Source organism: Microbispora amethystogenes (assembly GCF_016863015.1).
Classification (GTDB): Bacteria; Actinomycetota; Actinomycetes; order Streptosporangiales; family Streptosporangiaceae; genus Microbispora; species Microbispora amethystogenes.
In genome coordinates this window covers 161,984-186,488 of the sequence record NZ_BOOB01000018.1, presented here as the reverse complement: position 1 = coordinate 186,488, position 24,505 = coordinate 161,984, and the positions used below count along the sequence as shown (strand labels likewise).

The 24,505-nt window shown below is 68.3% G+C and carries 29 protein-coding genes and 5 pseudogenes; 16 read left to right on the top strand and 18 right to left on the bottom strand.

All coding sequences use genetic code 11. The annotated features are described in order from the left end of the window. The first annotated feature begins 3 nt into the window (after nucleotides 1-3). From Mam01_RS14440 to Mam01_RS14430, 3 genes are all read left to right on the top strand, one after another. Nucleotides 4-399 carry a DNA-binding protein gene (locus Mam01_RS14440; RefSeq protein WP_150935909.1) on the top strand — a complete coding sequence of 132 codons (396 nt, stop codon included), beginning with the start codon at nucleotides 4-6 and terminating at the stop codon, nucleotides 397-399. Next, a complete protein-coding gene (locus Mam01_RS14435; RefSeq protein WP_204285825.1) occupies nucleotides 396-1,031 on the top strand; it encodes a transcriptional regulator in 636 nt (211 codons plus the stop codon). Before Mam01_RS14440 ends, Mam01_RS14435 begins: the two co-directional genes overlap by 4 nt. 195 nt (nucleotides 1,032-1,226) lie before the next feature. Further along, nucleotides 1,227-1,766 (top strand): hypothetical protein, encoded by a 540-nt coding sequence (locus Mam01_RS14430; protein WP_204285824.1) that lies wholly within the window; start codon nucleotides 1,227-1,229, stop codon nucleotides 1,764-1,766. 37 nt (nucleotides 1,767-1,803) lie between these two features. Here Mam01_RS14430 and Mam01_RS14425 read toward each other — a convergent pair whose 3' ends face one another. The 3 genes from Mam01_RS14425 to Mam01_RS36650 form a co-directional block, all read right to left on the bottom strand. Then, on the bottom strand, nucleotides 1,804-2,991 hold the full coding sequence (locus Mam01_RS14425; RefSeq protein WP_204285823.1) for a hypothetical protein: 1,188 nt from the start codon (nucleotides 2,989-2,991) through the stop codon (nucleotides 1,804-1,806). Then, on the bottom strand, nucleotides 2,988-3,467 hold the full coding sequence (locus Mam01_RS14420; RefSeq protein ID WP_150935902.1) for a SigE family RNA polymerase sigma factor: 480 nt from the start codon (nucleotides 3,465-3,467) through the stop codon (nucleotides 2,988-2,990). Before Mam01_RS14420 ends, Mam01_RS14425 begins: the two co-directional genes overlap by 4 nt. Nucleotides 3,468-3,565: 98 nt before the next feature. Next, nucleotides 3,566-3,916 (bottom strand): MarR family winged helix-turn-helix transcriptional regulator, encoded by a 351-nt coding sequence (locus Mam01_RS36650; protein WP_275408988.1) that lies wholly within the window; start codon nucleotides 3,914-3,916, stop codon nucleotides 3,566-3,568. A 31-nt stretch (nucleotides 3,917-3,947) separates the two neighbouring features. On the opposite strand from Mam01_RS36650, the gene Mam01_RS14410 reads away from it, so the two are divergent. Continuing rightward, a complete protein-coding gene (locus Mam01_RS14410; RefSeq protein ID WP_239101301.1) occupies nucleotides 3,948-4,802 on the top strand; it encodes an FAD-dependent monooxygenase in 855 nt (284 codons plus the stop codon). Continuing rightward, the gene (locus tag Mam01_RS14405) at nucleotides 4,781-4,978 is read left to right on the top strand and encodes an aromatic-ring hydroxylase C-terminal domain-containing protein (RefSeq protein WP_204285821.1); all 198 of its coding nucleotides are present in this window, start codon (nucleotides 4,781-4,783) and stop codon (nucleotides 4,976-4,978) included. Before Mam01_RS14410 ends, Mam01_RS14405 begins: the two co-directional genes overlap by 22 nt. 17 nt (nucleotides 4,979-4,995) lie before the next feature. On the opposite strand, the gene Mam01_RS14400 is transcribed toward Mam01_RS14405, so the two are convergent. Further along, entirely contained in the window at nucleotides 4,996-6,240 is a 1,245-nt protein-coding gene (locus Mam01_RS14400; RefSeq protein WP_204285820.1) for a hypothetical protein, read from the bottom strand. Nucleotides 6,241-6,332: 92 nt separating this feature from the next. After that, entirely contained in the window at nucleotides 6,333-8,189 is a 1,857-nt protein-coding gene (locus Mam01_RS14395) for a serine hydrolase domain-containing protein (protein ID WP_204285819.1), read from the bottom strand. A gap of 166 nt (nucleotides 8,190-8,355) precedes the next feature. Here Mam01_RS14395 and Mam01_RS14390 point away from each other — a divergent pair, with 166 nt between their 5' ends. Both Mam01_RS14390 and Mam01_RS14385 read left to right on the top strand, forming a co-directional pair. Next, nucleotides 8,356-9,507 (top strand): sensor histidine kinase, encoded by a 1,152-nt coding sequence (locus tag Mam01_RS14390; RefSeq protein ID WP_204285818.1) that lies wholly within the window; start codon nucleotides 8,356-8,358, stop codon nucleotides 9,505-9,507. Further along, entirely contained in the window at nucleotides 9,485-10,138 is a 654-nt protein-coding gene (locus Mam01_RS14385) for a response regulator transcription factor (protein ID WP_204285817.1), read from the top strand. Before Mam01_RS14390 ends, Mam01_RS14385 begins: the two co-directional genes overlap by 23 nt. On the opposite strand, the gene Mam01_RS14380 is transcribed toward Mam01_RS14385, so the two are convergent. Continuing rightward, a complete protein-coding gene (locus tag Mam01_RS14380) occupies nucleotides 10,114-10,983 on the bottom strand; it encodes a GNAT family N-acetyltransferase (protein ID WP_239101300.1) in 870 nt (289 codons plus the stop codon). The two genes, Mam01_RS14385 and Mam01_RS14380, sit on opposite strands and share 25 nt — an antisense overlap. Before the next feature lie 13 nt (nucleotides 10,984-10,996). Between Mam01_RS14380 and Mam01_RS14375 the strand changes: the two genes are divergently transcribed. Further along, nucleotides 10,997-11,212, top strand: a complete 216-nt coding sequence (locus Mam01_RS14375) for a hypothetical protein (protein ID WP_204285816.1) — start codon at nucleotides 10,997-10,999, stop codon at nucleotides 11,210-11,212. Nucleotides 11,213-11,361: 149 nt separating this feature from the next. Here Mam01_RS14375 and Mam01_RS14370 read toward each other — a convergent pair whose 3' ends face one another. After that, nucleotides 11,362-12,378, bottom strand: a complete 1,017-nt coding sequence (locus tag Mam01_RS14370; protein WP_204285815.1) for a helix-turn-helix transcriptional regulator — start codon at nucleotides 12,376-12,378, stop codon at nucleotides 11,362-11,364. 92 nt (nucleotides 12,379-12,470) lie between these two features. On the opposite strand from Mam01_RS14370, the gene Mam01_RS14365 reads away from it, so the two are divergent. Next, nucleotides 12,471-12,869, top strand: coding sequence for a VOC family protein (locus Mam01_RS14365; RefSeq protein WP_204285814.1), 399 nt, complete (start codon nucleotides 12,471-12,473; stop codon nucleotides 12,867-12,869). 99 nt (nucleotides 12,870-12,968) lie between these two features. Here the strand turns inward: Mam01_RS14365 and Mam01_RS14360 are convergent, their stop codons facing one another. Then, entirely contained in the window at nucleotides 12,969-13,688 is a 720-nt protein-coding gene (locus Mam01_RS14360) for a DUF2306 domain-containing protein (RefSeq protein ID WP_204285813.1), read from the bottom strand. 103 nt (nucleotides 13,689-13,791) lie between these two features. Between Mam01_RS14360 and Mam01_RS14355 the strand changes: the two genes are divergently transcribed. Beyond that, nucleotides 13,792-14,532: a TetR/AcrR family transcriptional regulator gene (locus Mam01_RS14355; RefSeq protein ID WP_204285812.1), complete on the top strand. Its 741-nt coding sequence runs from the start codon at nucleotides 13,792-13,794 to the stop codon at nucleotides 14,530-14,532. Nucleotides 14,533-14,736: 204 nt separating this feature from the next. On the opposite strand, the gene Mam01_RS14350 is transcribed toward Mam01_RS14355, so the two are convergent. The 5 genes and pseudogenes from Mam01_RS14350 to Mam01_RS36645 form a co-directional block, all read right to left on the bottom strand. Then, the gene (locus Mam01_RS14350) at nucleotides 14,737-15,009 is read right to left on the bottom strand and encodes a hypothetical protein (protein WP_204285811.1); all 273 of its coding nucleotides are present in this window, start codon (nucleotides 15,007-15,009) and stop codon (nucleotides 14,737-14,739) included. A 117-nt stretch (nucleotides 15,010-15,126) separates the two neighbouring features. Further along, a pseudogene (locus Mam01_RS37920) lies at nucleotides 15,127-15,222 on the bottom strand (peptide-methionine (S)-S-oxide reductase MsrA); the annotation flags it as partial. A gap of 31 nt (nucleotides 15,223-15,253) precedes the next feature. Beyond that, complete coding sequence (locus tag Mam01_RS14340) at nucleotides 15,254-15,772, bottom strand: type II toxin-antitoxin system RelE family toxin (protein ID WP_204285810.1); 519 nt, start codon at nucleotides 15,770-15,772, stop codon at nucleotides 15,254-15,256. Between the two features lie 3 nt (nucleotides 15,773-15,775). Further along, nucleotides 15,776-16,084 carry a type II toxin-antitoxin system prevent-host-death family antitoxin gene (locus tag Mam01_RS14335; protein ID WP_204285809.1) on the bottom strand — a complete coding sequence of 103 codons (309 nt, stop codon included), beginning with the start codon at nucleotides 16,082-16,084 and terminating at the stop codon, nucleotides 15,776-15,778. 445 nt (nucleotides 16,085-16,529) lie between these two features. Next, nucleotides 16,530-16,628 (bottom strand): annotated as a pseudogene (locus tag Mam01_RS36645) (peptide-methionine (S)-S-oxide reductase MsrA); the annotation flags it as partial. Nucleotides 16,629-16,866: 238 nt separating this feature from the next. On the opposite strand from Mam01_RS36645, the gene Mam01_RS14330 reads away from it, so the two are divergent. Further along, nucleotides 16,867-18,216: a dihydrolipoyl dehydrogenase family protein gene (locus tag Mam01_RS14330; RefSeq protein ID WP_204285808.1), complete on the top strand. Its 1,350-nt coding sequence runs from the start codon at nucleotides 16,867-16,869 to the stop codon at nucleotides 18,214-18,216. A gap of 143 nt (nucleotides 18,217-18,359) precedes the next feature. Here Mam01_RS14330 and Mam01_RS14325 read toward each other — a convergent pair whose 3' ends face one another. Next, nucleotides 18,360-18,770, bottom strand: a complete 411-nt coding sequence (locus Mam01_RS14325; RefSeq protein WP_239101299.1) for a DoxX family protein — start codon at nucleotides 18,768-18,770, stop codon at nucleotides 18,360-18,362. 481 nt (nucleotides 18,771-19,251) lie between these two features. Here Mam01_RS14325 and Mam01_RS37650 point away from each other — a divergent pair. Further along, nucleotides 19,252-19,509 (top strand): annotated as a pseudogene (locus Mam01_RS37650) (MFS transporter); the annotation flags it as partial. Nucleotides 19,510-19,577: 68 nt separating this feature from the next. Here Mam01_RS37650 and Mam01_RS37645 read toward each other — a convergent pair. After that, nucleotides 19,578-19,675, bottom strand: a pseudogene (locus Mam01_RS37645) (peptide-methionine (S)-S-oxide reductase MsrA); the annotation flags it as partial. 640 nt (nucleotides 19,676-20,315) lie between these two features. Here Mam01_RS37645 and Mam01_RS14315 point away from each other — a divergent pair. After that, on the top strand, nucleotides 20,316-20,621 hold the full coding sequence (locus tag Mam01_RS14315) for a hypothetical protein (RefSeq protein WP_204285806.1): 306 nt from the start codon (nucleotides 20,316-20,318) through the stop codon (nucleotides 20,619-20,621). A gap of 566 nt (nucleotides 20,622-21,187) precedes the next feature. After that, a complete protein-coding gene (locus Mam01_RS14310; protein ID WP_204285805.1) occupies nucleotides 21,188-22,240 on the top strand; it encodes a transposase in 1,053 nt (350 codons plus the stop codon). Between the two features lie 179 nt (nucleotides 22,241-22,419). Here Mam01_RS14310 and Mam01_RS14305 read toward each other — a convergent pair whose 3' ends face one another. From Mam01_RS14305 to Mam01_RS36630, 3 genes and pseudogenes are all read right to left on the bottom strand, one after another. Next, a complete protein-coding gene (locus Mam01_RS14305; RefSeq protein ID WP_204285804.1) occupies nucleotides 22,420-22,776 on the bottom strand; it encodes a type II toxin-antitoxin system RelE family toxin in 357 nt (118 codons plus the stop codon). Next, entirely contained in the window at nucleotides 22,773-23,243 is a 471-nt protein-coding gene (locus Mam01_RS14300; RefSeq protein ID WP_204285803.1) for a hypothetical protein, read from the bottom strand. The genes Mam01_RS14305 and Mam01_RS14300 overlap by 4 nt, the downstream gene beginning before the upstream one ends. Nucleotides 23,244-23,429: 186 nt before the next feature. Further along, nucleotides 23,430-23,528: pseudogene (locus Mam01_RS36630) on the bottom strand (peptide-methionine (S)-S-oxide reductase MsrA); the annotation flags it as partial. Between the two features lie 88 nt (nucleotides 23,529-23,616). Here Mam01_RS36630 and Mam01_RS14295 point away from each other — a divergent pair. Continuing rightward, on the top strand, nucleotides 23,617-23,796 hold the full coding sequence (locus tag Mam01_RS14295; protein WP_167538702.1) for a hypothetical protein: 180 nt from the start codon (nucleotides 23,617-23,619) through the stop codon (nucleotides 23,794-23,796). Next, the gene (locus tag Mam01_RS14290; RefSeq protein ID WP_204285802.1) at nucleotides 23,793-24,227 is read left to right on the top strand and encodes a type II toxin-antitoxin system VapC family toxin; all 435 of its coding nucleotides are present in this window, start codon (nucleotides 23,793-23,795) and stop codon (nucleotides 24,225-24,227) included. The genes Mam01_RS14295 and Mam01_RS14290 overlap by 4 nt, the downstream gene beginning before the upstream one ends. Nucleotides 24,228-24,505 lie beyond the last annotated feature (278 nt).

Genomic DNA, 24,505 nt, shown 5'->3' with positions numbered 1-24,505 from the left:
CCCATGGAACGCAAGGACGACATGGCTCACAGCGCGCGCGCCGACCACGTCCAGGCCCAGCGTGAGAGGGACGCGCGTGAGCGTCTTCTGCGCCTGGGCGCGAACGCGCTCGACGCCCGCCCGTGGCGACCCCCACCCGCCCCGCCGTCGGCGGTGGACCTCGCGCAGTTCGCCGTCTGGCGCAACGCCGACCTGAACCCGGAGGACATCCTGAGCGCGCTCGCCCTCCTGCCCGCCGCACGAGCCGAGGTCGACGGACTCGAATCCGCCCTGCTCTTCATCGCCCGGAGCGCGGGTCTGACCTGGGCGCAGATGGCACACGTGATGGGGTTCAACTCTCCGCAGGCGTGCCAGCAGCACTACACCCGCCTGGCGGCACGACAGGACGCCGAGTCGTGACGCGCGACTCCACGCCCGGCCTCCTGGTCCTGCACGCCGTACGCGTCACCGGATTCGCCGACACCCCGGTGCTCGCTCGCCGCTACGGGCTCGACGCGGTCACGACGGAAGAGGTGCTGCGCGACGCCGAGGCCCGTGGCTGGGTCGAGCACAGCGCCTTCGCCGGCGCCGCGGGCTGGTCGCTGACCGAGCGGGGCCGGGCCGAGAACGAGCGTGCGCTCGCGGCGGAACTCGCCCGCGTCGGCGCCGCCGATGAGGTCCGCGACGTCTACCGCAGGTTCCTCCCGCTGAACGGCCTCCTGCTGCAGGCCTGCACCGACTGGCAGCTCCGGCCTGCCGCCGGTGATCGGCTCGCCGTCAACGACCACTCCGATCCCGCCTGGGACGCCGGAGTGCTCCATGAGCTCGCCTGCGTCGAACGGGCGCTCACGCCACTCGCGGACCGGCTCGGTCGCGTCCTCACGCGCTTCCGTGGATATGACACACGGTTCACCGCGGCCCTCGCGCGTGCCCGGGCCGGGGACGGCGCCTGGGTCGACCAGACCGGCCTGGACTCCTGCCATCGCGTCTGGTTCGAGCTCCACGAGGACCTCATCGCCACGCTCGGTCTCGACCGCGGCGCGGAACCCTGACCCCGCCGTCCCGGCTCAATTCGCGGACAGAAACTGGACTGTTCACCCCCATTTCTCCCCTCTTGACACTTCCGCGGCAGCAGCCACAATGACGGTGTCGTCGCGAGTTGCGCCCTCTCGACGTGAACCATCTCTCTTGGTTTTCGGGTCGAGAAGTGGAGTTCACGAATGCGGTCAGCATTCTCTCGTGTGTTGATGGCGGCGGTCATCGCCGCCGCGGCGATTCTCGTGCCGTCGGGGCCCGCGTCCGCGGGTGTCTGGCAGCTCACCGACGGGTTCGAGCCGTCGACGAATCCGGCGTCCCGATGGACCTTCACCGCGAGCGGGGATTGCAGCGGGCCGGTGTTCGGCAGCGCGTCGAACACGCCGCGTACGGGAAGCGGCATGGCCGCCATGGCGGCCTACACGAAGGGCGACTGGTGCGCGCTCGGGCGGACCATCACCCTCACGCCGGTGAGCGTTCATCCCGGGGCGCGCTGCACGGCCGGCGTCTGGACGGACCTGTGGGGCGAGTGGGCCCAGTTCAACCTGGAGGTGATCGACCCCGACACGTGGACGTACATCGCGCTGAAGTCGATCACCCAGGACTGGGTCCACGGCTGGGAACAGCAGACAGTGAGCTGGACGGCGCAACGCTCCGACGTCGTGCTGCGGTTCGCCGTCGTGCAGCGGCAGCCGTACTGGCACAACGCGGAGGTCGATCTCGACGACGTCGTGGTGCAGTGCTCCTACTGATCGGCCGAGCCGGCCGGGCCGTCCGGCCCGGCCGGTGCTAGCGGTCCGGGTCGTGGATGACCGCCCACTTGTCACCGCGCTTGAAGTAGATCATCTCCGTACTTATGTAGAGGGTGGGGGACGCCTTGCGGTCGTTCTGCATCCAGAGCCTGCCGGCCCGTGCCGTGGCGAGATCGTAGATCACCGAGGCCTTGCGCCCCTGCTTGTCGGTCTGGCTCAGGGTGACGAAGCGGTCGGCCACGATCCACCGGGGGTTGTCGCCCGGCAGGTCCAGCACCTGGCCACCGTCGCGGCGGATCGCCTGGCTTTCGGTGATGCACCAGGTCACATGGCACTCCGCCTGCGCCGGATCGTCGAGCCGCTCCCCGGTGCTCAGGTTGAGCAGATTCGCCATGGCCCCCGGACCGTCGAGGGGACGCCCCGCCCAGGGCCAGGAGAAGAGACGCAACCCCTTCGTGCCCGGGACGGACGACGGCTTGCCACCCGTCACCGGAACCTGGTTGACGCCCCCCGACCTGGTCGACGACCAGAAGATCCTGCCGTCCCCGACGGCCAGGTCCACACCGTAGATGGTGTCCCCGTTCACCTTGTCCACATCGAGCTCGGCCGGGAACGAGACCACCGTACGGGGGGCTCCTCCGGTCACCGGAATCGTCATGATGTGGATGTCGCGCTTCGCGTACTCGAACCAGGCGATCACGCCTTCGCCCACCGCCGGCGAGTCCACCGGCGCGATGGGATAGCCGATGACGGCCAGGCGCCGAAAGGTCCGCGATTCCAGGTGATAAGCCCACAATTCAGGCGCGGGATCGTAGCCCTTCTTCGCCACGTACCCGAGCAGGGTGCGTGAATCGATGAACAGCTTCGGCGTGAAGGCCTCACCGTTGGGGACCTTCAGTGGGACCTTCGCGACCACCGAAGGCAGCGCCTGTTCCAGCGGCGGCGCGATCTCCTTCACGATCCGTGGTTCGTGGATCCGTGGTTCGTGCAGGCGCGGTGCGGGCGTGGCCGTGACGGCGGGTGACGGGTGGGGAGCCCGCCACGTCACGGCTGTCGCCGCCCAGATCACCAGACAGGTGGCCATCGCGGTCGCCAGCACCAGCCCACGGCGTCCGCGCCGGGTCCGCCCCTCGGTCACCTGGCGCAGCAGATCCGGCGGCGTGGCCGGGATCCGCGCCTCCGCGCGCGCGAACGTACGGCGCAGCGCCTCTTCGACGTCGTTCACCAGAGGCTCCTTAGCGGGGTGACGGTCTCACGCAGCTTGCCGAGGGCGCGGGACGCCTGGCTCCGTACGGTTCCCGGAGAGATGCCGAGGATCTCGGCGATCTCGGCATCCGATCGGTCCTCGTAGTAGCGCAGGACCAGGACGGCACGCTGCCTCTTGGGCAGTTTGGCCAGCTCGTCCCAGAGGTCCGGCGGTGGCTCCGCCACCGGTTGTGGCTGGTCGGGCACCTCCCATGCCAGCTGTTCGCGCCTGCGCCGTCTCCAGACGGAGATGTGCAGCCGGGTGATCGTGGTCCTCACGTAGCTCTCCGGGTTGTGCTTGTGCCGCACGCGCGGCCATGAGCCGCGCAGCCGTATCATCGCCTCCTGAACGAGGTCGGCGGCGTCGTGCGGGTTGCCGGTGAGCATGTAGGCGTAGCGGAACAACGCATCGATCCGCTCGGCGGCGAAGTCCGCGAATTCCGGCGCGTCATCCACAGGCGGGAGTCCTCTCGTTCATCCCGGCTGAGACGCCGCAGACCCCCGAAATGTTGCATCTTCTGAAATCCGCCGGGACGACCGGTCTTCGGGCAGCCTCAGGAGCCGAGGTCCCGGACGAGCGTCGGGATGAACTCGCGGGCCCGCTCGTTGAGGCGGAGCACGAACCCGGTGATCAGTTCGAGCTGGTCGTCGTCGTACGCGTCCGCCACGGACGCGAACGCGGTCGCGACCCGCCCGAAGATCTCCGTGAGCACCGCCTCGTGCCGGCCGGTCGAGCGCACGAGGACCTTACGACGGTCGGCCGTGTCCCTGTGCCGCTCGACGAACCCGCCGCGCTCCAGCCGATCGAGGAGCGCGGTCACGGCCGAGGTGCTGAGGCCGGTCAGCTCGGCCAGCCGTCCCGCCGTGAGCTCTGTTTCGTGTCTGGCCAGGTTGAGGCACTTCAGGTCGGTCGGCCCGAGACCGAAGTGGGCGGCGATGGCAGTCTCCGGGCCCGTCCTGAAGGACTTCCTGCTCGAGATGCCCGACTTCTCCGGGCTCTCTCCCGCGCCGTTCGCCGCCGCGAGCCAGGAACGGGCCGAACAAATCCTGGCCGACCGAGCGGCTGAGCTGGCCGCCGACATCATGTTCTCGACCGAGTTGGTGTCCTTCCGCCAGGACGACGAGGCGGTGATCGCCGAGCTTCGCGACACGGCGACAGGTGATCGGCAGACGATCACGGCGCGGTACCTGGTCGGCGCCGACGGCCACAAAGGCACGATCCGCGATATGGCCGCCATACCCGTCCACGGACGCCGGTCGTCACGACCGGAGCGCACGATGTTCCTGCAGTTCGAGGCGGACCTCGAAGTGGCGCTGCGAGGCGAGGCGTTCGGGCTCTTCTACCTGCAGAATCCGGCGCTACCCGCCCGGGCGGCGACGGTCGTGACCACCGACCACCCGGGGCGCTACGTCCTGGCGGCCCGGTTCGAGCCCGAGGACGCGCCGGACGCCGAGCGGCTCATGGACGTCGTACGCACCGCCTGCGGCGTTCCGGACCTGTCCGTGAAGATCCTTGAGGCCGCCTGGTCGTCCTCCGGAGAGCACGTGACCCGGGTCGCGGACGCTTTCCAGGCCGGACGGGTCCTGCTGGCCGGCGACTCCGCGCACCTCATGCCCCCGACCGGAGGGCAGGGCGGGAACGCCGCGGTGATGGACGGCTATCACCTCGCCTGGAAACTCGCCGCCGTGCTGTCCGGCACCGCCGGGGCGGGCCTGCTCGCGAGCCACGACGGACCGGCGCCGTCGAGCAGGCCGTACGACGGCTCGGCGTGGCCCTGGACCTCCACGTGATCGGAGCCGCCGGCGGCCTGGCCGACGTGGACGGGCTGTTCCACGCGGCTTACGGCATCACGGAGGCGGGCGCCGTCCTCGTGCGGCCGGACGGGATCATCGCATGGAGATCGCGAGACGCGGGCGAACCGGGAAGCCTCGAACGTGCCCTGAGGCACGTCCTCGACCGGCCCTGATCCGGCCTCTCGACCGGTCAGGACTCCAGGGGCGGGCCTGCTGACGAACGCGCGACGCCCGCAGGCCGCGGCCGGGCGAGCCGTGCCAGGGCGGCGGCCGGCAGCGCCACGGCCGGTGCCAGAAGCGCGACGACCATGGCGTTCCAGTACGGCAGCGCCTGGGTGGAGTGGTCATAAAGCCGGGAACCGATCGTCGCGTACACCGACCAGACGAACAGCGGCCCCGCCATGCCCGCCAGCACTCCCGGTCCGACCTCCGCGTCATGTCGTGCCGTGGTCCACGCGGCCAACATGGCGGCCAGCGCGATCGACACGACGACTCCCATCGGGAAGTCGTCCAGCCGGCGGGTGGCGTCGCCGGCGGTGAACAGCAGGACGAAACAGACCAGTCCGGAGCGCGCCCCGGCATGCCGGAGCGCGGCGGCGCCTGCCACCGCGCCGACGCCGCCACCCGCGAGGGACGCCATGAGCGCCACGGCCGGGGGGTCGTACGGCGCGCCGAGCGCCTGAAGGTACTGCAGCGGCCCGGCCGTCACCGCACAGCCGAGCCACGCGGCCAGGGGCGGCGCCAGAACACGCCCCCGCCCGGCGGGCATCCAGGACGCCACGAGGGAGGCCGACACCACCGAGGCCAGCACCACCGACGCGGCGGGATACCAGAAGGCGCGGGTCAGGTCGCGGTACCAGCCCGGCCCGTCGTACTCGTGGTAGGCCTCCCACAAGGTCATGCCCAGTGCCTTTCCGGCGACGACCTGGCCGCAGGCGAGCACGGCGGCGACCACGGCCGTCAGCACGATCGCGAGCATGGGGTGCCCGGCCTCACCGGGATCGGCATGCGGCGGCCCCTCGATCGTGGTCCGCTTCGCGGGAGTCACCCCAGCGGGATCGGCGTGGGGCACTGTGACCGGATGCGCGGGGGCCGCCTGACCGGCCTGCGCCCTGGGCAGCCTCCTGGCCGCGATCGCGTAGGCGAGCACGGCCCCGATCACCCAGCCTGGCCAGCCCGGCCGGACGGCCATGGCGTCGGCGAAATCCGGGCCGCCGTCGAAAGCGCCCCGCGAGAGCTCGCCGATCAGCACGGCCGAGGCGCTGCCGTACAGGGTCGCGACCGCGGCCCTGACCGGCTTCCCCCGCAGGAGGCCCCCCGCCGCCAGGCCGGTCAGCAGCCCCGCCGACTCGAGCCCGCCGGTCACCCTGAGGAGCACGGACACGCCCGGGCCCACGGCCGTTGCCACGATCACCGCGAGCACGATGCCCCGCATTTTCGACACCCGCCCAGAAAATCACGCAAGGCGTGGCGTGACGGCGGATTCTGTGGACTTCACGCCGAGCGGTGGCCGGGCCGGTCGAGTGATCACAGGTGCCAGCCGAGCAGGTTCCAGTGCCAGCAGAACCAGAGGAGGGCGAGCAATCCCGCCAGCACGACCACCTGGTGGCCGCGGGCCAGGACGCCGGCGCGCCGCCAGCCCCTCACAGTGGTGGCGATCGCGGCGACGGTGAGGGCGAAGACCAGCAACGGCAGCACCAGGAGTGCCTGGACGTCGGCCGGCACGCCGTACAGGATGCTCGTGTCGCCGGTCAGGACCAGCGCGAACAGCACCACGAACACCAGTCCGGCCGCAGCGGCGAGCCCGGTGAGGACACGCGCGGCACGCCAGACACGCGGAACGGGACGCTTCCTTGCCCGGCCGACCACCGCGGCCACCGGCAGGCCGAGCACGGCGGTCAGCGCGGTGACGGCGAACAGCAGGACGATGACGACGTTGACCGGCGGGGTGTCCCACCAGGGGACGCGTTGGTAGGCGGGGCCGTCCGTGGCGACGTACGCGGCACCGCTCCCGCCGGTCACCAGCGCCAGCCGCTGCGTGCCGCCGTCCTGCTGGTACAGGCCGGGCCCCAGCGGGCTCCACGTCGAACCCCTGAAGGTGAGCTTCCCGCCCTCCACCCGCAGTCGGGTGGAACTCGTCAGGGCGACCACCTTCTCGATGCTGGACTCGGCGGACCGGGTGAGCTTGTAGAAGCCTTCGACAGGCATGACGGAAGCACCGCCGCCGGGCACGGCGCGCTTTCCGGGCAGGAAGCGGTCGAAGAAGGCGGGAATGATCGTGGTCAGCGCGTCGGCCCCGCTCATACTGTTCGTGGAGACGAACAGGCCGAGGTCGGCGTCGGGCACCAGCAGCAACCCGCTCTGGAAGCCCTCCCAGCCGCCGTCGTGCATGATCACGCGATGCCCGTTGAGCGTCTGCTCCTTGAACCCGTGGGCGTACCCGTCGATGCGCGGATCGGCCGCGAACGTCCGCCGGTGCATCTCCCGGGCCGTCGCCTCGTCGAGGATGCGCTGGTCGCCGAAGCGTCCGTCCCGCAGGTGGGCGATCATGAAGTGGGCCATGTCGTTCGCGGTGGCACTGATCGACCCGTCGGGGGCCAGGTTGTCGAAGACGAACGGCTTGCGCCGGTACGCCCCACCCTCGTAGTCGTAGCTGCGCGCCAGATCCGCGGCCAAGGGGGCGGGGACGGGCTCGGCGGGCGTGCTGTGCCGCATCGTGAGCGGGCCGAGGATGTGGTCGCGCACGTACTCGTCATACGGCTGCCCGCTCACCCGCGACACGATGTATCCGGCCAGCGCCGCCCCATAGTTCGAGTACGCCGACACCTCGCCGGGCGGGCGCACCCGGGCGGGCATGTTTTCGGCGAGATAGTCCGCCAGGGGCGGCACGTCGTCCTTGCTCCGCGACCCCACGCCGATCGTGCGGTCCTCGAACCCGGCCGTGTGGTCCATCAGGTCCAGCAGAGTGATCGGCCGGGGGTAGGTCGCGGGGATCCGGAACGCGGTGAGGTAGCGGTTCACGTCCGCCTTCAGGTCCAGCCTGCCCTGCTGAACCTGCTGCATCACCGCGGTCCAGGTGAACAGCTTGGTGATCGAGGCAATCCGTACCAATGAGGTGTCCGGGTCGAAGGGCCTGCGGTTCTCGACGTCGGCCAGCCCGTACCCCTTGCTGAAGAGCGTCTTCCCGCCGCCCACCACCGAGACGACCGCGCCCGGCACATGGTTGGCCGCCAGCCCGTCCGCCATCGCGGCGTCGAAGAAGTCCGCGAGAGCGTGTTCGTCCGGAACAGCGGTAGCCGCCGCGGCAGGGGAGGTGACGCAGGGCGGCACGAGGATCATCAGCGCCGCGCACACCGCGGCGAGCATCGAACGGACGACGTACACGGGACGGCTCCTGACCTTGTCGAGGCCATCCACGATGCGGCCGGCGAGGGTGCGGCCGCATCGCCATCACGGCCACAGGCGTCCCCGACGAAAGTCGGAGACCGGCCGGCGTCGGCGTCGACCTTGGTATGAGGTGGCGCGCCGCCGCCCTGGCTACGCTGAATCGATGCTGTCGTACCGCGCGGCGCTGCGGCGGGTGACCGCGCTCGGGCCACACGCGATCAGCGCGGCCTCCGTGGCGCTCTGCCTGTTCCTCACCGTCCTGGCGGTCAAGGCGCCGTGGGCGCCGCTGCCGCGACCCGTCATCGCCGCCGCCGGGCTGGCAGGCACGGGCGCGGTGTGGTTCCGGGGCCGGTGGCCGGTCACGGTGGCCGTCGTCGGGGCGGGCGCGTACGTGCTGTCAGGCAATCCCGGGCCGCTGCTGATCAGCCTGTTCTCCGGCGCGGGCACGCGCTTCCTGCCGCTGGCGGCGATCGGCACGGCGGCGTTCCTGGCCCAGCAGTGGGTGGACGGCGGCCGGTTGGGCACGGACGCGCTGGTCTCGGCCGTGACCGCCACCGGGGTCACGCTGGTGGCAGGGGCCTACGCCGCCACCCGCCGCGAGCTGACCCGATCGCTGCGCGAGCGCGCCGAACGCGCCGAGACCGAACAGCGTCTGCGCGACGAGCAGGCGAGGTCCGCCGAGCGCGGCCGGATCGCCCGGGAGATGCACGACGTGCTCGCCCACAAGGTGACGCTCATCTCGCTGCACGCCGGCGGCCTGGAGGTGAACGCCGGCGCGGGGCCGGAGCGCGTCGAGCGGGAGGCGGCGCTGATCAGGGTCAGCGCGCAGGAGGCGCTCGAAGAGCTGCGCAAGATCCTTGGCGTGCTGCGCGCCGGGCCCGACGATGACGACGACGGCTTCCCCGACCTGCGGCGACTGGTGGACTCCTGGGCATGGGCCGGCGGGATCGTCACCCTGCACGGCGACATCGGCACGTGGCCACCGGAAACGGCCAGGGCCGCGCATCGCCTCGTCCAGGAGGGCCTGACCAATGCGCACAAGCACGCCCACGGAGCCCCGGTCACGGTCACGGCGATCGGGAGCAGGGAGAACGGCGTCACGATCACGGTCGCCAACGGACGATCGCCCCAGCCGAGTGTGGAGACCGGCGCCGGGGTCGGTCTCGTGGGCCTGGCGGAGCGTTTCCGGCTGATCGGCGGAACGGTGCGCGGCGGGCCGGACGATGCGGGAGGCTGGCGTCTTGAGGGCCGCCTGCCGTGGCACGCCGCGGACGCATCCCCAAGGGGATCACATGATCAAGACGCTGCTGGTTGACGACGAGGCGCTCATCCGCGCGGGGCTGCGGTTCATCATCGAGTCCGCACCCGACGTGGAGGTCGTGGGCGAGGCCGAGGACGGCAACCAGGCCGTCGACGCGGTCCGCCGCCTCGGGCCCGACGTCGTCCTGATGGACGTCAGGATGCCCCGGTACGACGGCCTGGCCGCCACCGGGGCCATCCGCCGGCTCGCCCGGGCACCCGCGGTGATCATCCTCACCACGTTCGACAGCGACGAGCACGTCTTCACCGCCCTGGAGGCGGGAGCCTGCGGCTTCCTGCTCAAGGACACCTCGCCGCACGACCTGATCCGGGCGATCCGTCTCGCGCACGGCGGCGACTCGATGCTGTCCCCGCGGGTCACTCGGCGGCTGATCCACCGGCTCACCACCGACCAGCCCATCCGGCGCCGCCGTGACGCGCTCGCCCGGCTGGAGGCCCTGACCGGCCGCGAGCGCGAGGTGCTCACCGAGGTCGGGCTCGGCCACTCCAACAGCGAGATCGCAGCCCGCCTGCACATGAGCGAGGCCACGGTCAAGAGCCACATCTCCCACCTGTTCGACAAGCTCGCCGTCACGAACCGCGTTCAGGTGGCCATCGCCGCCTACCGCGCCGGCCTGGTCGACTGACTCAGCTCCGCGGAAGCGCCGCATGCGATGGCGTACTCGGTGAACCGGCCGCAGGTATCGAATCCGAGGCGGCGGTAGACGGGCTCACCGTCCGAAGAGGCCTGCAGGACCGCGGTGCGACAGCCCTCGTCGTACGCGGTGTGCAAGGTGGCCAGGGTCATGGCGCCGCCGTAGCCGCGTCGGCGGTCTGTCGCGAGGGTCGCGATGTTGTAGATCCCGGCGACTCCCCCGTAGAAGAAGACCTCGGCCGAGCAGACCGGGCGGCCGCTCACATAGCCGACCATATATCGGGCGGGACAGCCGGGCGCGAGAGCCCACTCGGCGGCGTCGGTGAAGAACCGACGCACCGTCGCGGCCGGCGGGTCCCAGTTCGCGGCCAGGACCATCGCGTAGTCGGCGAGCTGCTTCGGTGTTGTCACCAGGCGGATGTCCAGGTCATCGACGTGCGGCTTCGGCAGGGCGGCATGCAGGTCCTTCCACATGCCCGTCTCGGCCTCGGCCGGCCTCAGACCGGCGCCCTTCAGGAGCGAGGCGAGGCCTGGTGGTGTGGAGGCGGGACCAACCCACCAGGAGAAGGGGCGACCGGTTGCAGCCAGAGCACGGACAGTCTCCTCCACTCGCGCGGGGGCGGTGCCCGCGGTGAAACGCGCCGCCGCCACGATATTGAAAGTGTCGTCGTCAAGCCCGCTGTCGGCGATCAGGAGGTCGTCCGTCTCCGTGACAGTCGAGCGATCCATGCGACGATGCAGATGGCAGGCGTGCTCAGCAAGGTTCTGCTCCATCTTGACCAGCAGATCAGGATCGCCAGGCACCTGCGGTTTCGTCTCATTCACGTAGATAATCACATCATGCCTGTTTGTGGCTCGGGTCGGGCAGGCCGCGCTGGACCTCGTCGGCCGCGCCCTGGCGGACGGGATTCCGCCGGTCTCCGCCCTGGCCCGGCCCATCGTGAACGAGCTGGTCGCCGTCTTCGCCCAGGCCCACCGGCGGTCCGACGACGCCGGGTTCCGGCTCGGGCATCCGACTGTCCGGGCCGCCGCCGACAAGTTCACGGACCACGTGAGCCCGTTCTGAAAGCGGTGGCCCACGATGACGGACTATCGGTTCGAAGAATCACGCCTCGCCGGTGGTGCGGCCGACGGGGCAATTCACACGGGTGCCGCCGAGGCCGCAGTAGCCGTTGGGCAACGTGAACAAATTGCCGCTGGTGAAAGCCCTCCGCTTCACGCGACAACTGTGCCCGGGGCAGGAGGGATCCTCCGGGCAGAGGCTGCGAGCCGGTCAGCCAGCGCGGCGACAAGGCCGCGGAGTTCGTCTGGTCGCTCGATGACGAACGGCCGGTCGAGCGACGCGAGCACCGGAGGCAACCAGTCGAGCCGCTCCGCGCGCAACTCGACGCGGAGCCAGCCCTCGGTGTCGCAATCTGTGTCGTGCGCGGATGCGGGCTCCTCCACAGTCGCGACGCCGGCGGGAAGCCGGGCGCGGATCTGCTCGACTGTCCCCTGGACGAGCAGGACCACTTCATGCCGGTACGGAGCCTTGGCGAGGGCCGACAGAACGCGCTGCGCCGGATCAAGCCCGGCGGGCGGCGCAAACGAACCGGGCAGGGTCCTCGCGTCCGCGATGCGATCCAGCCGGAAGGTCCGCTCCTCACCGATCTTGGGATCCACACCCGTGACGTACCACCGGCCCGAATGTGCGACGAGCCCGTACGGATGCAGCGTCCGTTCGCTGCGCCGGCCGTCGGCGGCGGTGTACCTGATCGAGATCGGCCGGTGATGGCGCACCGCATCCGCGATGGAGAGCAGGACCGCGGTCTCCGGGGTGACGGACTCGCCGGGTGGAGCTGTGAAGGCGAGGGATTCGATCACCGTGTCGAGCCTGCGGGCGAGCCGCCCGGGCAGGACCCGCCGAATCTTCGCCGCCGCCGTCTCACTCGCCGTGCCCGTCGTCGCCATCAACCCTGCCCGGCGACCGGCGACCAGGCCGAGCAGCACGGCGAGCGCCTCGTCGTCGCTCAGCATGAGCGGAGGAACGCGGTATCCGGGGGCGAGCCGGTACCCGCCGTAGCGACCGCGCACCGACTCGACGGGCACGTCGAGGTCGACCAGGTGGTCCACATACCGCCGTACGGTGCGCTCGTCGACGCCGAGCCGGTCGGCGAGTTCGGCCATCGTCCTGGTGCCGCCCGATTGCAGGAGCTCCAACAGCGTGAGCACGCGATGAGTGGGTCGAGCCACGTCACACAACTTAGCGCAGATACTGGGCGGAATCTGTCCGGTATTCGCCCTAGCCTGCGGTCGGAGAACAGCCCGTCAGCAGGGAGACCACCATGGACTTCGTATCGATCCGCATCATCACGGGCGACGTCGCACGCCTCGTCGGCTTCTACGAGCGAGCCACGGAAGTGCGCGCCACCCGATACAGCGAGGACTTCGCCGAGCTCAGAACCGTCTCCGGGACCCTGGCGATCGGCAGCACCCGGACCGTCTCGCTCATCGCGCCCGGCGCTGCCCGGCCGGCCGACAACCGCTCTGTGATCATCGAGTTCCTCGTCGACGACGTGGACGGCGTGCATCGGAATCTGACCGGCTTCGTCGAGGAGTTCGTCAACGAGCCCACCACGATGCCCTGGGGCAACCGCTCACTCCTGTTGCGTGACCCCGACGGCAACCTCGTCAACTTCTTCACCCCCGTCACCCCAGCCGCCCGCGACAAGTTCGCGCGCTGACGACGCGGCAGGGGCCTGCCGGCGGGTCTTACCTCTACTGGGACGAAGAACGATCAGGGCTCCGGTCTCCCGGGGCCGGCCTGAGACCGGCCTCCGGGATCAGGGCGCGAGAGCGGTGCGGCGGCCGCGGCGGGCCACCTCGCGCTCCAGGTACCACTCCACGACCAGCAGCGGGATCGTCCAGCCGAGCCAGCCGGACAGGCCGGAGATCGTCCACGCCATCAGGTCGGGATCGCCGCGGAAGACGGTGTCCTGCAGCGGGGGCAGAACGATGATCAGGATCCCGGTCCACACCCGGTTGGTGATGATGGAGTAGGTCAGCACGGCGCTGCGCAGCATCCAGCGCCGGTGGTCGGCGTACCGGCGGGCGCGGGCGGCGCGCCAGCCCGCCAGAGTGAAGGCGAGCCACAGCAGGGCGAGGAGCACGTCGCTGACCGCGAGGAACAGCCCGAACGGGGAACGCGCCCCGATGACCAGACCGGTCAGCCCGGCAGGCACCACCCCGGCGAACACGTAGACCCGCCCGGCGCGCCGGTGCCACACCCGGTGCCGCCGCCGGAACCACGGCCACACCTGGAAGAACGCGGTGACCATGGCGACCGAGGCGAAAAGCACGTGCGCCACGAGCAACGGGTAGTGCAGGCCGAACCCCTCTGGCTGCGGCACCCGGGACAGCGTCGGGTCCCCGGTCAGGTACGGCGGCAGCGAGAACGCGAGGAACCCGGCCGCGACCAGGGCGAGCGGCACCGTCCAGCGGCGCCGCCACCACGGACGCCGGCGGGCCGATACCGGCGGAGGACTGTCGATCGTCGTGTGCATGACGGCTCCAGAGGGACGGGTCGAGTGAATGCGTATGCCATACGCTTAATGCGTACCATATACGCAAAGCGTAGGCCATACGCAAACTGCTAAGCTCTCTGGAATGCCGGACGACATCGGGAACCAGCTGCCGCACGCGCTGAACGTGCTGTGGGGGCGGGCCAAGCCGAAGGGGCGGGGACGCACGCCCGCGCTCAGCCTGGAGCGGATCGTGTCGGCGGCCATCGCCCTCGCCGACGAGGAGGGCCTGGCCGCGCTGTCCATGGCCCGGCTCGCCGAACGGCTCGGCTGCGCGCCCATGTCGCTGTACCGGCATGTGGCCGGCAAGGACGACCTGCAACTGTTCATGCTGGCCGCCGCACCCGGCCCGCCGCCGGAGTTCGACACGGCGCCGGCCGACTGGCGCGGCTCGCTCACCCGATGGGCCGTCGAACTGTTCGGCGTCTATCTGCGGCATCCGTGGATCGCCCAGCTGGCGAACTCCCCGCCGATGGACCCCGGCCAGCTCGCCTGGCTGGACGCCGCGCTGCGCTCCCTCGGCGGCACGCCGCTGGACCCGCGGGCTCGGTTCTCTGTGGTCATGCTGGTGCTGCACTACGTGCGCGGCGCCGCCCAGCTCCTGACGTCCATCCCCGCCGAACCAGAGGAAGGGGCCGACGGGGCGTACGCCGCCCTGCTCACCGAGCTCGCCGACCCCGACCGGTTCCCCGCGCTGGCCCGCGCCGTCGAGGCCGGGGTGTTCGACCCCCACACGGGGGCCGCTCCGGACGACGACTTCCACGCCGGCCTTGACCACCTGCTCGACGGGGTGGGAGTGGCGATCGAACGCGCCGCCCGGGCCTGAGCCGGGTCAGCGGGCCGACGCTGCGCCAGGAGGCGCGGACGTGAGCGTGGATCTGCGCGCAGCGTCTCCCAAGCATCGGCGTGTGCTGGCCAGGACATGACGGCATGGTTCCTCCCAGCCCTTCACCGCATCGCTCGTACCGAACCGTACGTCCCATTCGCTGTCAGGAGGCGGGGTCCGTGACCCGGTCTCCGCGCTTCGGACTCATACCGAAACGTCAACCGGTCCGAAGTCTCCGCTCGTCGCCTCACACGCCTGCGCATAATGCGCGGGGTCGGCCTTGATCCGGGCGGTCGCTCGCCAGCCTGCGATGACTTCCTGAGTGGTGGCGTCGACATCGAGCTCGGCCGCGTCAGACAGCGCCTCGACCAGTTCGAGCGTGAAGGACCGAACCTCATCAGAGATGAGGTGACGAACCCAAGGAAAGACCTCAGGCATGGCGATGACCAACGCACGGGCGGTCGGGTCATGCCTCATCAGAGCCAGGAACAGACGAGAAGCAGTGGCCGACCACCGATCGCGTCAAGCCTGACCCCGGCCCACATTGCACCAGCCTGGGCGGCGCAGGGCCAGGATCAGTCAGTTACCCGCAGGTCAGGCCTCGCCGACGATCAGGCCGACGGCGCAGCTCAGGCCGGTGCCGCCGAGGCCGCAGTAGCCGTTTGGCACCTTGAAAAGGTATTGCTGGTGGCAGCGGTTCTCTTCGCGCAATGATCCGCGACTAGCGTGGTCTGGAGCGGAAGTCAGCCCAGAGGTCGACCGCCTGCTGCAAGTCGAGGGCGGCGACATCCTCGCGAGACATACCGACGGTGTAGATCAAGCGATCCGCGAGCCAATCCGGCACCGGCTCCCTGGGAGGCGGTTGCTCCACGCGAATGTGATCGGCCAGCGCGCCCAGGCGTTCGATGATCTGCCCAAGCTGCACCACCTCGGGACGCCCCTCACCGGCGGCACGAACCCTGGCTGTGGCCTCGGCGTAGACCTCACCGTCGGCTCTTTCGCCCACAGCCCACACTTCGCAGATCTCGATCGACTTCTCGTCCGTGATTCGATAGACGACCCGCCAGGTGTTACGCCCGACCACAAGCTTGCGAAAGCCAGTCAGTTCCCCGCCCAGCGGATAGCCCGCCTCGGGATTGTCGAGCAGGAGAAGGATCTTCTTGAGCACCTTGGGCGCGGCGTCCGGACCGATCCGCCGTAGGTCATCGACCGCCGGAGCCGTGAAGACGACGTCGGACACGGACTACTCGTCGTCCGGCAGCGCGGCCAGCGACTCCCGCGTGTGCCCGAACGCGGAGAGCACGTCATCGAGTGAGACACGCTCTCCGGTGTCGGTTACCGAGCGGGCGAGCACAAGCGCCAAATCCCGGAGATCGGCGGCAGCCTCCTCCAGCTCTTCCAGGCGACGGATGCTGACAACCGCCGCCACCGGCTGATGCCGACGGGTCACCACCAGATCGGCCCCGCGTTCAGCGTCGGCGACCAGACGCGCCACCCCACGCTGGGCCGCTTCTGTGACACTCAACTCGGCAACTTTATGCAGCACGGCCATACAGCCACCGTACAGCAATCTATACAGAACAGGCAGTGCTCGACTTTACGGCTTAGGCCTCCAGTGACGTTCCTCCGCCTCGCGGTCGGCACTGGCCTGCCTCTTCAAGTCGGGCACAGGCCTGATGATGGCGGTCCCGGCCGTTCACGGCCGCAACCAACGGACCCGAGTCGATGACGATCACAAAGAGTGATCGCCCTCTGCACGGAGGATCTCCTCCGAGCGTTCCGCGAAATCCGGCTCCGCTTCAAGCAAGCCGATGAACGGCAGGTCGCGTACGACAGGCTTCGAGCTGATCGCGGACGAGCCTGAGCAGAGGAGCCACCTTCTCCTCAGCGGGACCGCCCTGGACAGCCACGCAGCACGGCAGCTGATCACAACCCGCTGAAAGCGGCTGCGCCGGCCCGGGGCGGCTTGGGCTCCGGGCCGACTGGTTCCTGCAAGATCAAGCGTCACCTGCGGTAAGGCCGACGGGGCAGCTCACACCGGTGCCGCCGAGGCCGCAATAGCCGTTTGGCACCTTGAAAAGGTATTGCTGGTGGTAGCACTTCACCTGACGCAATAGGTTTCGGCCAGAGCGGGCCAATCCGGCACCGGCTCCCTGGCAGGCGGTCGCCTTGCTCGAGCATCCGAGTCGACGGGTGTGTCGAGCCCCTGGACCAGGGTAAGGCACAGCACGGTCACGGAAAGTCAGCGCACGAGCACAATCGTGCAGCAGCGTTGGGCGATTGGTGCCGTCAGCGGAAAACGCCTGATCGAACGGGTAGCCAGAGGGATGGATCATGAAGAAGTCCTTTGACGTCGTCGTGATCGGAACAGGGGAAGCCGGCTCAGCGGTGGCCATGCGATGCCGGGCGGCCGGCCGGAGCGTGGCGATCGTCGATTCCCGGCCCTTTGGTGGTACCTGCGGGCTGCGCGGCTGTGACCCCAAGAAGGTGCTAGTGGGAGCGGCCGAGATCATCGATCGGAAACGTCGCATGGAGGGCCAAGGCGTCGCTGGGGACCTGCGCATCGACTGGCCCGAGCTGATCCGTTTCAAGGCCACGTTCACAGATCCCTTTCCCCGGCAGCGAGAGGACGGCTTCGTCGAAGCAGGGGTGGAACCCTTCCACGGGCGTGCACGCTTTCTTGACCAGCGCTCGATCGAGGTTGGCGAGGACGTGCTCGACGGCGCTCACCTGGTTGTAGCGGTTGGCGCGTGGCCGGCCAAGCTGGGCATCCGGGGAGAGCACCACCTCACCCGCAGCGACCAGTTTCTCGACCTGCAGGAGTTGCCTCGACGCATCGTATTTGTCGGAGGCGGCTACATCGGCTTCGAGTTCGGGCACATCGCGGCCAGGGCCGGCGCCACAGTCACGATCCTGCATCAAGGGGCTCGGCCGCTCAGACACTTCGACCAAGACCTCGTAGCGCGGCTAATGGAGCGCACCCGCGACGTGAGCATCGACGTTCGGACTGGTACGAAGGTCACGGGCGTCGAGGGAGCACCGGGAAACTTCAAGGTCGCGGCCTTGACGGATTCGGGGCCTGAGATGTTCGAGGCGGACATGGTTGTCCATGCGGCTGGTCGCGCACCCGAGGTGGACGATCTCGACCTGTCCGCTGCTGGGGTCGAGTTCGATCGCCGTGGGATCCGGGTCAACGGCCACCTGCAGAGCGTCTCGAACCCGGCGGTCTACGCGGCGGGTGATGCGGCCAACAGCGGAGGTCTGCCCGAGACGCCTCTCGCTCAGTACGAGGGCGGCCTCGTTGCCGAGAACATCGTGGAGGGCAACCAGCGTACGGCGGACTACCTCGGTATGGCGAGTGTGGTCTATTCGATTCCCGCACTGGGCGCCGTGGGGATGACCGAGGAGGAAGCCCACACCAAGGGCCTGAATTTCACCGTCAACCAAGCGGATACCTCTGGCTGGTACTCAGCGCGGCGGGTCGCCGAGCCGGCGTCGATGTACAAGATCCTGATCGAGAAGGACAGCGGCAGAATTCTAGGAGCTCACCTCTTGGGCCCGGAGGCTGACGAATTCGCGAACGTCTTCGCTCTTGCCATCCGAGCGGACGTCCGCGCTGACGCGCTGAAGCATGCGCTGTTCGTCTACCCCACCCAGGCATCCAACATGGCATGGATGCTGTAGTGCCCGATCCTCAGAGCGGCTGGTACTACCCGCGATCACCGGCGCGTCGGCACTGGACGTGCGTACGAACTTGGCCGGATCGTGGTCATTCCATCGGCGCAGTTCGGTCGAGGGCGTCACATCCCTGCTCCCGGTGGGGAGCATCATCGCTGGGCCTCGCGACCCCGCCGCCACAGGCTGTCCACGGCGAGGGCCCCTCCCCCGCTATAGGCGATGGCGACGGTGGCAGCCGCGAGTGCCAAAACGAACTCGTAACCGCCTTGGGATACCCAGAAGCCTTTGCTTGCGTGAACAAAGAAGATCGCCAACAGCATGTCGAGCACAAGTAGCGTGCCGAACACCGGCAACAGCAACCCGAGCACAAGAGCCACGCCTCCGACCAGTTCGAGAGCCGCGGCTGCCAGGGTCGACACCCCGGGCAGGGGCACCTGGGCCGACTTGAAGAACGCGGTCGTAGCGTCAATACTCGTGAATTTCTCCCACCCGTGCACGATGAAGATGATGCCCACGATGACCCGAGTGATCAGCAGCGCGACCGGCTGAACCTTCTCCATAACAAACGTATCCCTCTCGTTGAACGCTCGTAGCGGTCCAGTGGCAAGGGCCCACATGACTACTTCGCACGCGGAGGGCCATCAACGACAACACAACTTCACGTTATGCCCGGCTCCAACAGCCGCACAACCCAGCCCGGTTTATGATCCATCCAAGATCACAAGCCTGCCTGCGCATGCCGTCGAGCAACCAAGTGGCAATTTTTTGAGTTCGCAAGGAAAGGTTTGGCTCGGTGCAGTTTCATGGGGGCAACTCGGTACGATTTTATGGGTGGCAGTAGCAAGCGGCACTGTACGATGCCGTCGCGAGATGGGTGTGATGGTGCGTTGCTCCGGTGCCTGATCAGATGAGTGGCGGTGCCCCTGCAGGCGGGGCGCCCGGCGAGCATGGGCAAGATCCTCGGAGCCCCGCCGATGGAAAGCCCTGGCCATCTGCCTGATCGCCGGTTTCATCACATGGTTGGACATCAGCATCGTTAACGTGGCCCTACCCTCTATCCGCATCGCGTTACACGCCTCGCCGAGTGACCTCCAGTGGGTCGTTTCTGGATACGCGTTCGCCTTCGGGCTGCTGCTGATACCCGCCGGGCGGTTCGGCGACGCACATGGCCGGCACAACGTATTTGTCTTCGGCATGGTCCTTTTCGCATTGGCCAGCGCCGCGGCGGGAGCAGCCTCCGGACCGGCTTGGCTGATCGTTGCACGGGTCGCACAGGGGGCTGCTGCAGGTGTGACTGCTCCGCAGATCACCGGGCTGATCGGGCAGCTTTTCTGGGGCGCGGAACGAGGGCGGTCAGTTACCGCAGGTCAGGCTTCGCCGGCGGTCAGGCCGACGGGGCAGCTCACGCCGGTACCGCCGATGCCGCAGTAGCCGTTTGGCGCCTAAAAAGGTATTGCTGATGGTAGCACTTCACTTGACGCAATAGGTCTCGGCTAAAGCGGGTTGGACCGAAAGTTAGCCCAAAGGTCGACCGCCTGCCGCAAGTCGAGAGCGGCGACATCCTCGCGCGACATACCGACTGTGTAGAACTGGCCAGCGCCTGCAGGAACTTCGAGCATCGGAATGTGAAGGCCCCTCCGGGCGTCGCTGGATCGCCACCACATTGCGCCGCCGGTGATGATCACCTTGACGAAACCGCTGATCTGCTCGGCGGGGATCCACTGCCGCGAGCCGATCAGCGCAGCTTGTAACCGGGCCCGACCCTGACGAAGTCCGACGCCAGTGCGCTCATCAGTTCCTCGAGGTCCCGCTGCACCCACGCCGCCTCGACGATGAGGGCAGTAGCCGCTCCCAATCTTGTAATCTTCACACACATGATCATGAGTGGCTACTCTCGTTGTACCGCATTCCTGTCACAAGATCGATCAAAGTGGGGCACATTGTCCCAGCTCACCCTGCAAATGGCGGCTGCCGTATTAGCCGTGCACTCCCCCACGAGGACAACGGTCGCCAGATCTTTGTGACCAACTGGCAATACCGCGCTGTATCGATCCGGGCTAAATCAATATTTATCGATCACCTGCCCGTCCCACATGAGGAGAAGCATGCAAAAAGTCACTTGGCCCCGCCGGCTCGGCCTCGTCTCAGCGGTGGTGGCGGTCGGCCTGACCACCGCGCTCGTGGCCGCGCACGCCGACGGCTATGACACTCCCCGCAGCGCCACCGCCGACGGAGCAGGCAACACCCAAGCAGCCGGGATCGCATCCGCCGAACAGCGGGCCCGGCAGGCCGTCCTCGCGGTCGGCCACGACTGCGACGCTGGGAGGTATCACACGTATTCGATTTATATCTCCCCGGGTGGCGGCACGTGGGCCTACCGGTCCACCCATGAGGCGATGTGCGTCGACTGATCAAGGTTCAGCAGATCGGCCCCCGCCGGGGTTGCCCACCATCGGGGAGCCCACGGCCAGCAGGCCCAAAACGTTAAATCCACCCAGATTGAGCCCCAGGCTCAGCGCCATATTCATTTGCACCCTGCGAGTCATCCCGCCCATGTCACCTCCTCTCGCTGAGGGCTGGCGTACAAGACCCGACGTTCCCCATCAGGGCGGAAGGGCCCGGAACCGATCACGATGCCGGGCCCTTCTGTTACGGTTCTGTTCCGGTTGACGTTGCTCAGCAACTACAAACAACGACAAACAACATTCCCATGGGAATATCGGCCCGCCCACCGAGGGCTGGGAGGCCGAACGCGTCGAATGGGCGCCGCTGAGGGGCATCCCCCGACTGGTCGGCAAGGGTGAACTCGTGAGCGGCACCAGCATGGCCGCGCTGCTCTACGCCCTCACCGAGATATAGAGGCCGGCCGAAGTCCGAACAGAGCCGACACGACAGGCGACCAACGGATCAGGGCCAGGCAGCAGGACGGCGCACGCCCAGGAGTCGAGCGCAGCTGATCGCCCAGCAGGTCGAGAAGGTGACGATCGAATCGACCTCCGACTACTGGCGCATCTGGTTCTACCTGATGGAGGGGCATTGCCTGGACGTGCAGCTGGTCAACGCGCGGGAGGCCAAGCACACGCCCGGCCGCCCGAAGGCCGACAAGCTGGACAGCGTCTGGCTGGCCAAGCTGACGGAGAAGGGGCTGTTGCGGCCCTCGTTCGTGCCGCCGCATGAGATCCGGGTCCTGCGGGACTACACCCGCATGCGCACGGACCTGACCCGGGAGCGGACCCGATACCGGGTCACGGCTGGAGAAACTACCGGAGGACTCGCTGATCAAAGTGTCGGCGGTGGCCAGCTCCCTGGACACGGCCTCGGCCCAGGACATGGTCGAGGCGTTGATCGCCGGGCAGCGCGATCCCGCGCTCTGGCCGAACTGGCACGCGGCCGGATGAAACACAAGCACAGCGCTGGTGGAGACGCTGACGGGACGGTTCGAAGAGCACCACGCCGAACTGGCCCGCTTACTGCAGATCGACCGGCTCACCATGCGGGTGGAACAACTCCCCACGCAGATCACCTCCACCCCCACCGGCAGGTCGCCCCGATCGTGCGCCCCATTGCAGAACGCCTCGATGAGATCCCCGGCATCGGTGCTCTGGCCGCCCAGGTCATAATCGCGGAGGTGGGGCTGGATATGACCCGGTTCCCCACCGCCGATCACCTGGTGTCGTGGGCCAAGCTGTCCCCGCGGACCATCCAGTCCGGAGACAAGAACACCTCCGGCAAGATCGGCAAGGGCAACCCCCACCTGAAAGGCGTCCTGGGCCAAGCCGCCGCGGTGGCCGCCCGCACCGACACCTTCCTCGGGGAGCGCTTCCGCCGGATCGTCAAGCGACGGGGCAAGCTACGCGCTCTGGTCGCCGTGGCCCGCTCCCTTCTGGTCGTCATCTGGCACCTGCTCGCCGACCCCACCGCGACTTCCACGACCTGGGACCGGACTACTACCTCAGCCGACTGGACACCGGCAGAAAGGTACGCACCCACATCCGGCAATTGGAAGCCCTCGGGTTCAACGTCACCTTGAGCCAGGCCGCCTGACCCATACCGCTCGCCGCCACCCCAACACCATGCCGCGTGCCGGGGTCCGCTGCCGCGCTCTGGTACAGGCGCTTATTTCCGGTCAGGGATAGAACCTGGCAATGCCTGCTCCTGCCCTCGGCGCCGGGACTGGCTGTGTCAGAGATCTCGGCGAATCAGCCGGCCTCAGGCATCGGTGTCCTTCGGATGACGGGGCGAGGCATAGACGACCCATACCGTACGAGCGGTGTCATCGATCACGTAGCGCACGCGTCCACCGCTGGTGACCTCGAACTCCCATTGCTCGAGGTCCTGTCCGTTGTGACGATGAGTCCCAAGGTCGCCACGCAGGCGATGCTGACGCTCGTGGTCGGTGCGTGAGCGTGGATCTGCGCGCAGCGTCTCCAAACATCGGCGTGTGTTTGCCAAGGCGTGACGGCATAGCTCCTCCCAGCCCTTCACCGCATCGCTCGTACCGAACCGTACGTCCCATTCATCGTCGGGAGGCGGAACCGTGACCCGGTCTCCACGCTTCGGGCTCATATCGAAACCTCAACCGGTCCGAAGTCTCCGCTCGTCGCCTCACGCGCCTGGGCATAGTGCGCGGGGTCGGCCTTGATCCGGGCGGTGGCCCGCCAGCCTGCGATGACTTCCTGAGTAGTGAGGTCGACATCCAGCTCGGCCGCGTCTGAGAGCGCCTCGACCAGTTCCAGGGTGAAGGATCTCACCTCATCGGAGGTGAGGTGACGGACCCAAGGAAAGACCTCGGGCATGGCGATGACCAGCGCGCGGGCGGTCGGATCATGCCTTAGGAGAGCGAGGAACAGACGGGAAGCAGTGGTCAGCGTCTGTTCGCGGCGTTCCTCACGGTCAGCCGCAGTCAGGTAGAAGTCCTGGGCATCCCGGTGAGTCACACGTACGCGGCCGAGCCGCGCGGCGCGTTCGGCGACGGCCCGGGGGTTCCTCGACAGGTCTGAGAAGGTGACGGCGTCGGCGTTGCTGATGCTCACGCCGCCAGTCTAATTCAGAACACATTCTGATAGCGGTTGAACGTCGCCCGCCTGGCGTGCCGTACCGCGAGACGGCTGCGCCCACCTCGGCCCGCGCCTCGAGACCACCGAACGCATCGAGTCTGACGCCGGCCGACACCGGAAAGCCCGGGCGGCCAAGGGCCAGGATCAGTCAGCTACCGCAGGTCATGCTTCGCCGGCGGTCAGGCCGACGGGGCAGCTCACACCGGTGCCGCCGATGCCGCAGTAGCCGTTTGGTACCTTAAAAAGGTATTGCTGGTGGTAGCGATTCACCTCAGGCAATAAGTTCTCCCTCACCGCGCTCTGTGACTTCTCACTGGCTGCGGGCAGGTCGGCGCCTACACTTGGCAGCATGGACTTGGACAACGAAGGCTGGGCCGACATCGAGGAGCCCCTCGACGCGCCCGCGCTTCCACGGCATCTCGCCGCGCTCGTCGGCGCGCTACAAGGGCCGGCGGACCTCGGCGTCCACCATGACCGGTACCTCACCTATCCTCACCACGAGGAGTCCGACGGAGCGATCACCGCGTGATCCTCTGCGACACGGGACCCCTCGTCGCGGCATTCAACAGGGCCGACAAGGACCACGCTCGCTGCGTCCGGTTTCTCGCACAGAACTGGACCAAACTCGTCGTACCGTCGCTCGCGGTGACAGAGATCTGCCACCCGCTCTCCGATCCGGTGCGTCGCGGCAGCCCCACTCTTGCAGCCGAGTTCTGCGCCGCCATCGCGGACGACGAGGTTCGCGTGATCGAGGTGACGCCTCACGACTACCGGCGGATGTCCGAACTGCTCTCGGCCTACGCCTCGCTCCGCCTCCAGGCCGTCGACGCCTGCGTTATAGCTCTGGCCGAACGCTTCGACCTTCGCGAAGTCGCCACGCTGGATCAGCGGGACTATCTCGTCGTTGCCCCTCGTCACCTCCCAAAGGGGCAACGACTCACGATCCTCCCAGAGAACTAGCCAACTAGGGCTGCGGATCGGGCCGGCGAGACCTACACGGAGACTGCCTCATGGGCAGGAGCAGGGGACAGGGCGGAGCCCGCCCTTCATCCAAGCGCAGGCCACCAGTGGGATCGAAGACCCTTCCCGTGCGATAGGAATCTGACTGTGAAGGCCTGACGGGAAGGCATAGGACCCCGGAGCGATAGAGGTCCTGTAAGCACCCTCCTGACGGAGGCAACCATCGCTAGCCGGTCCCACCGACCTAGTGCTGCTACAAGGGTTATCAGCCATCCATG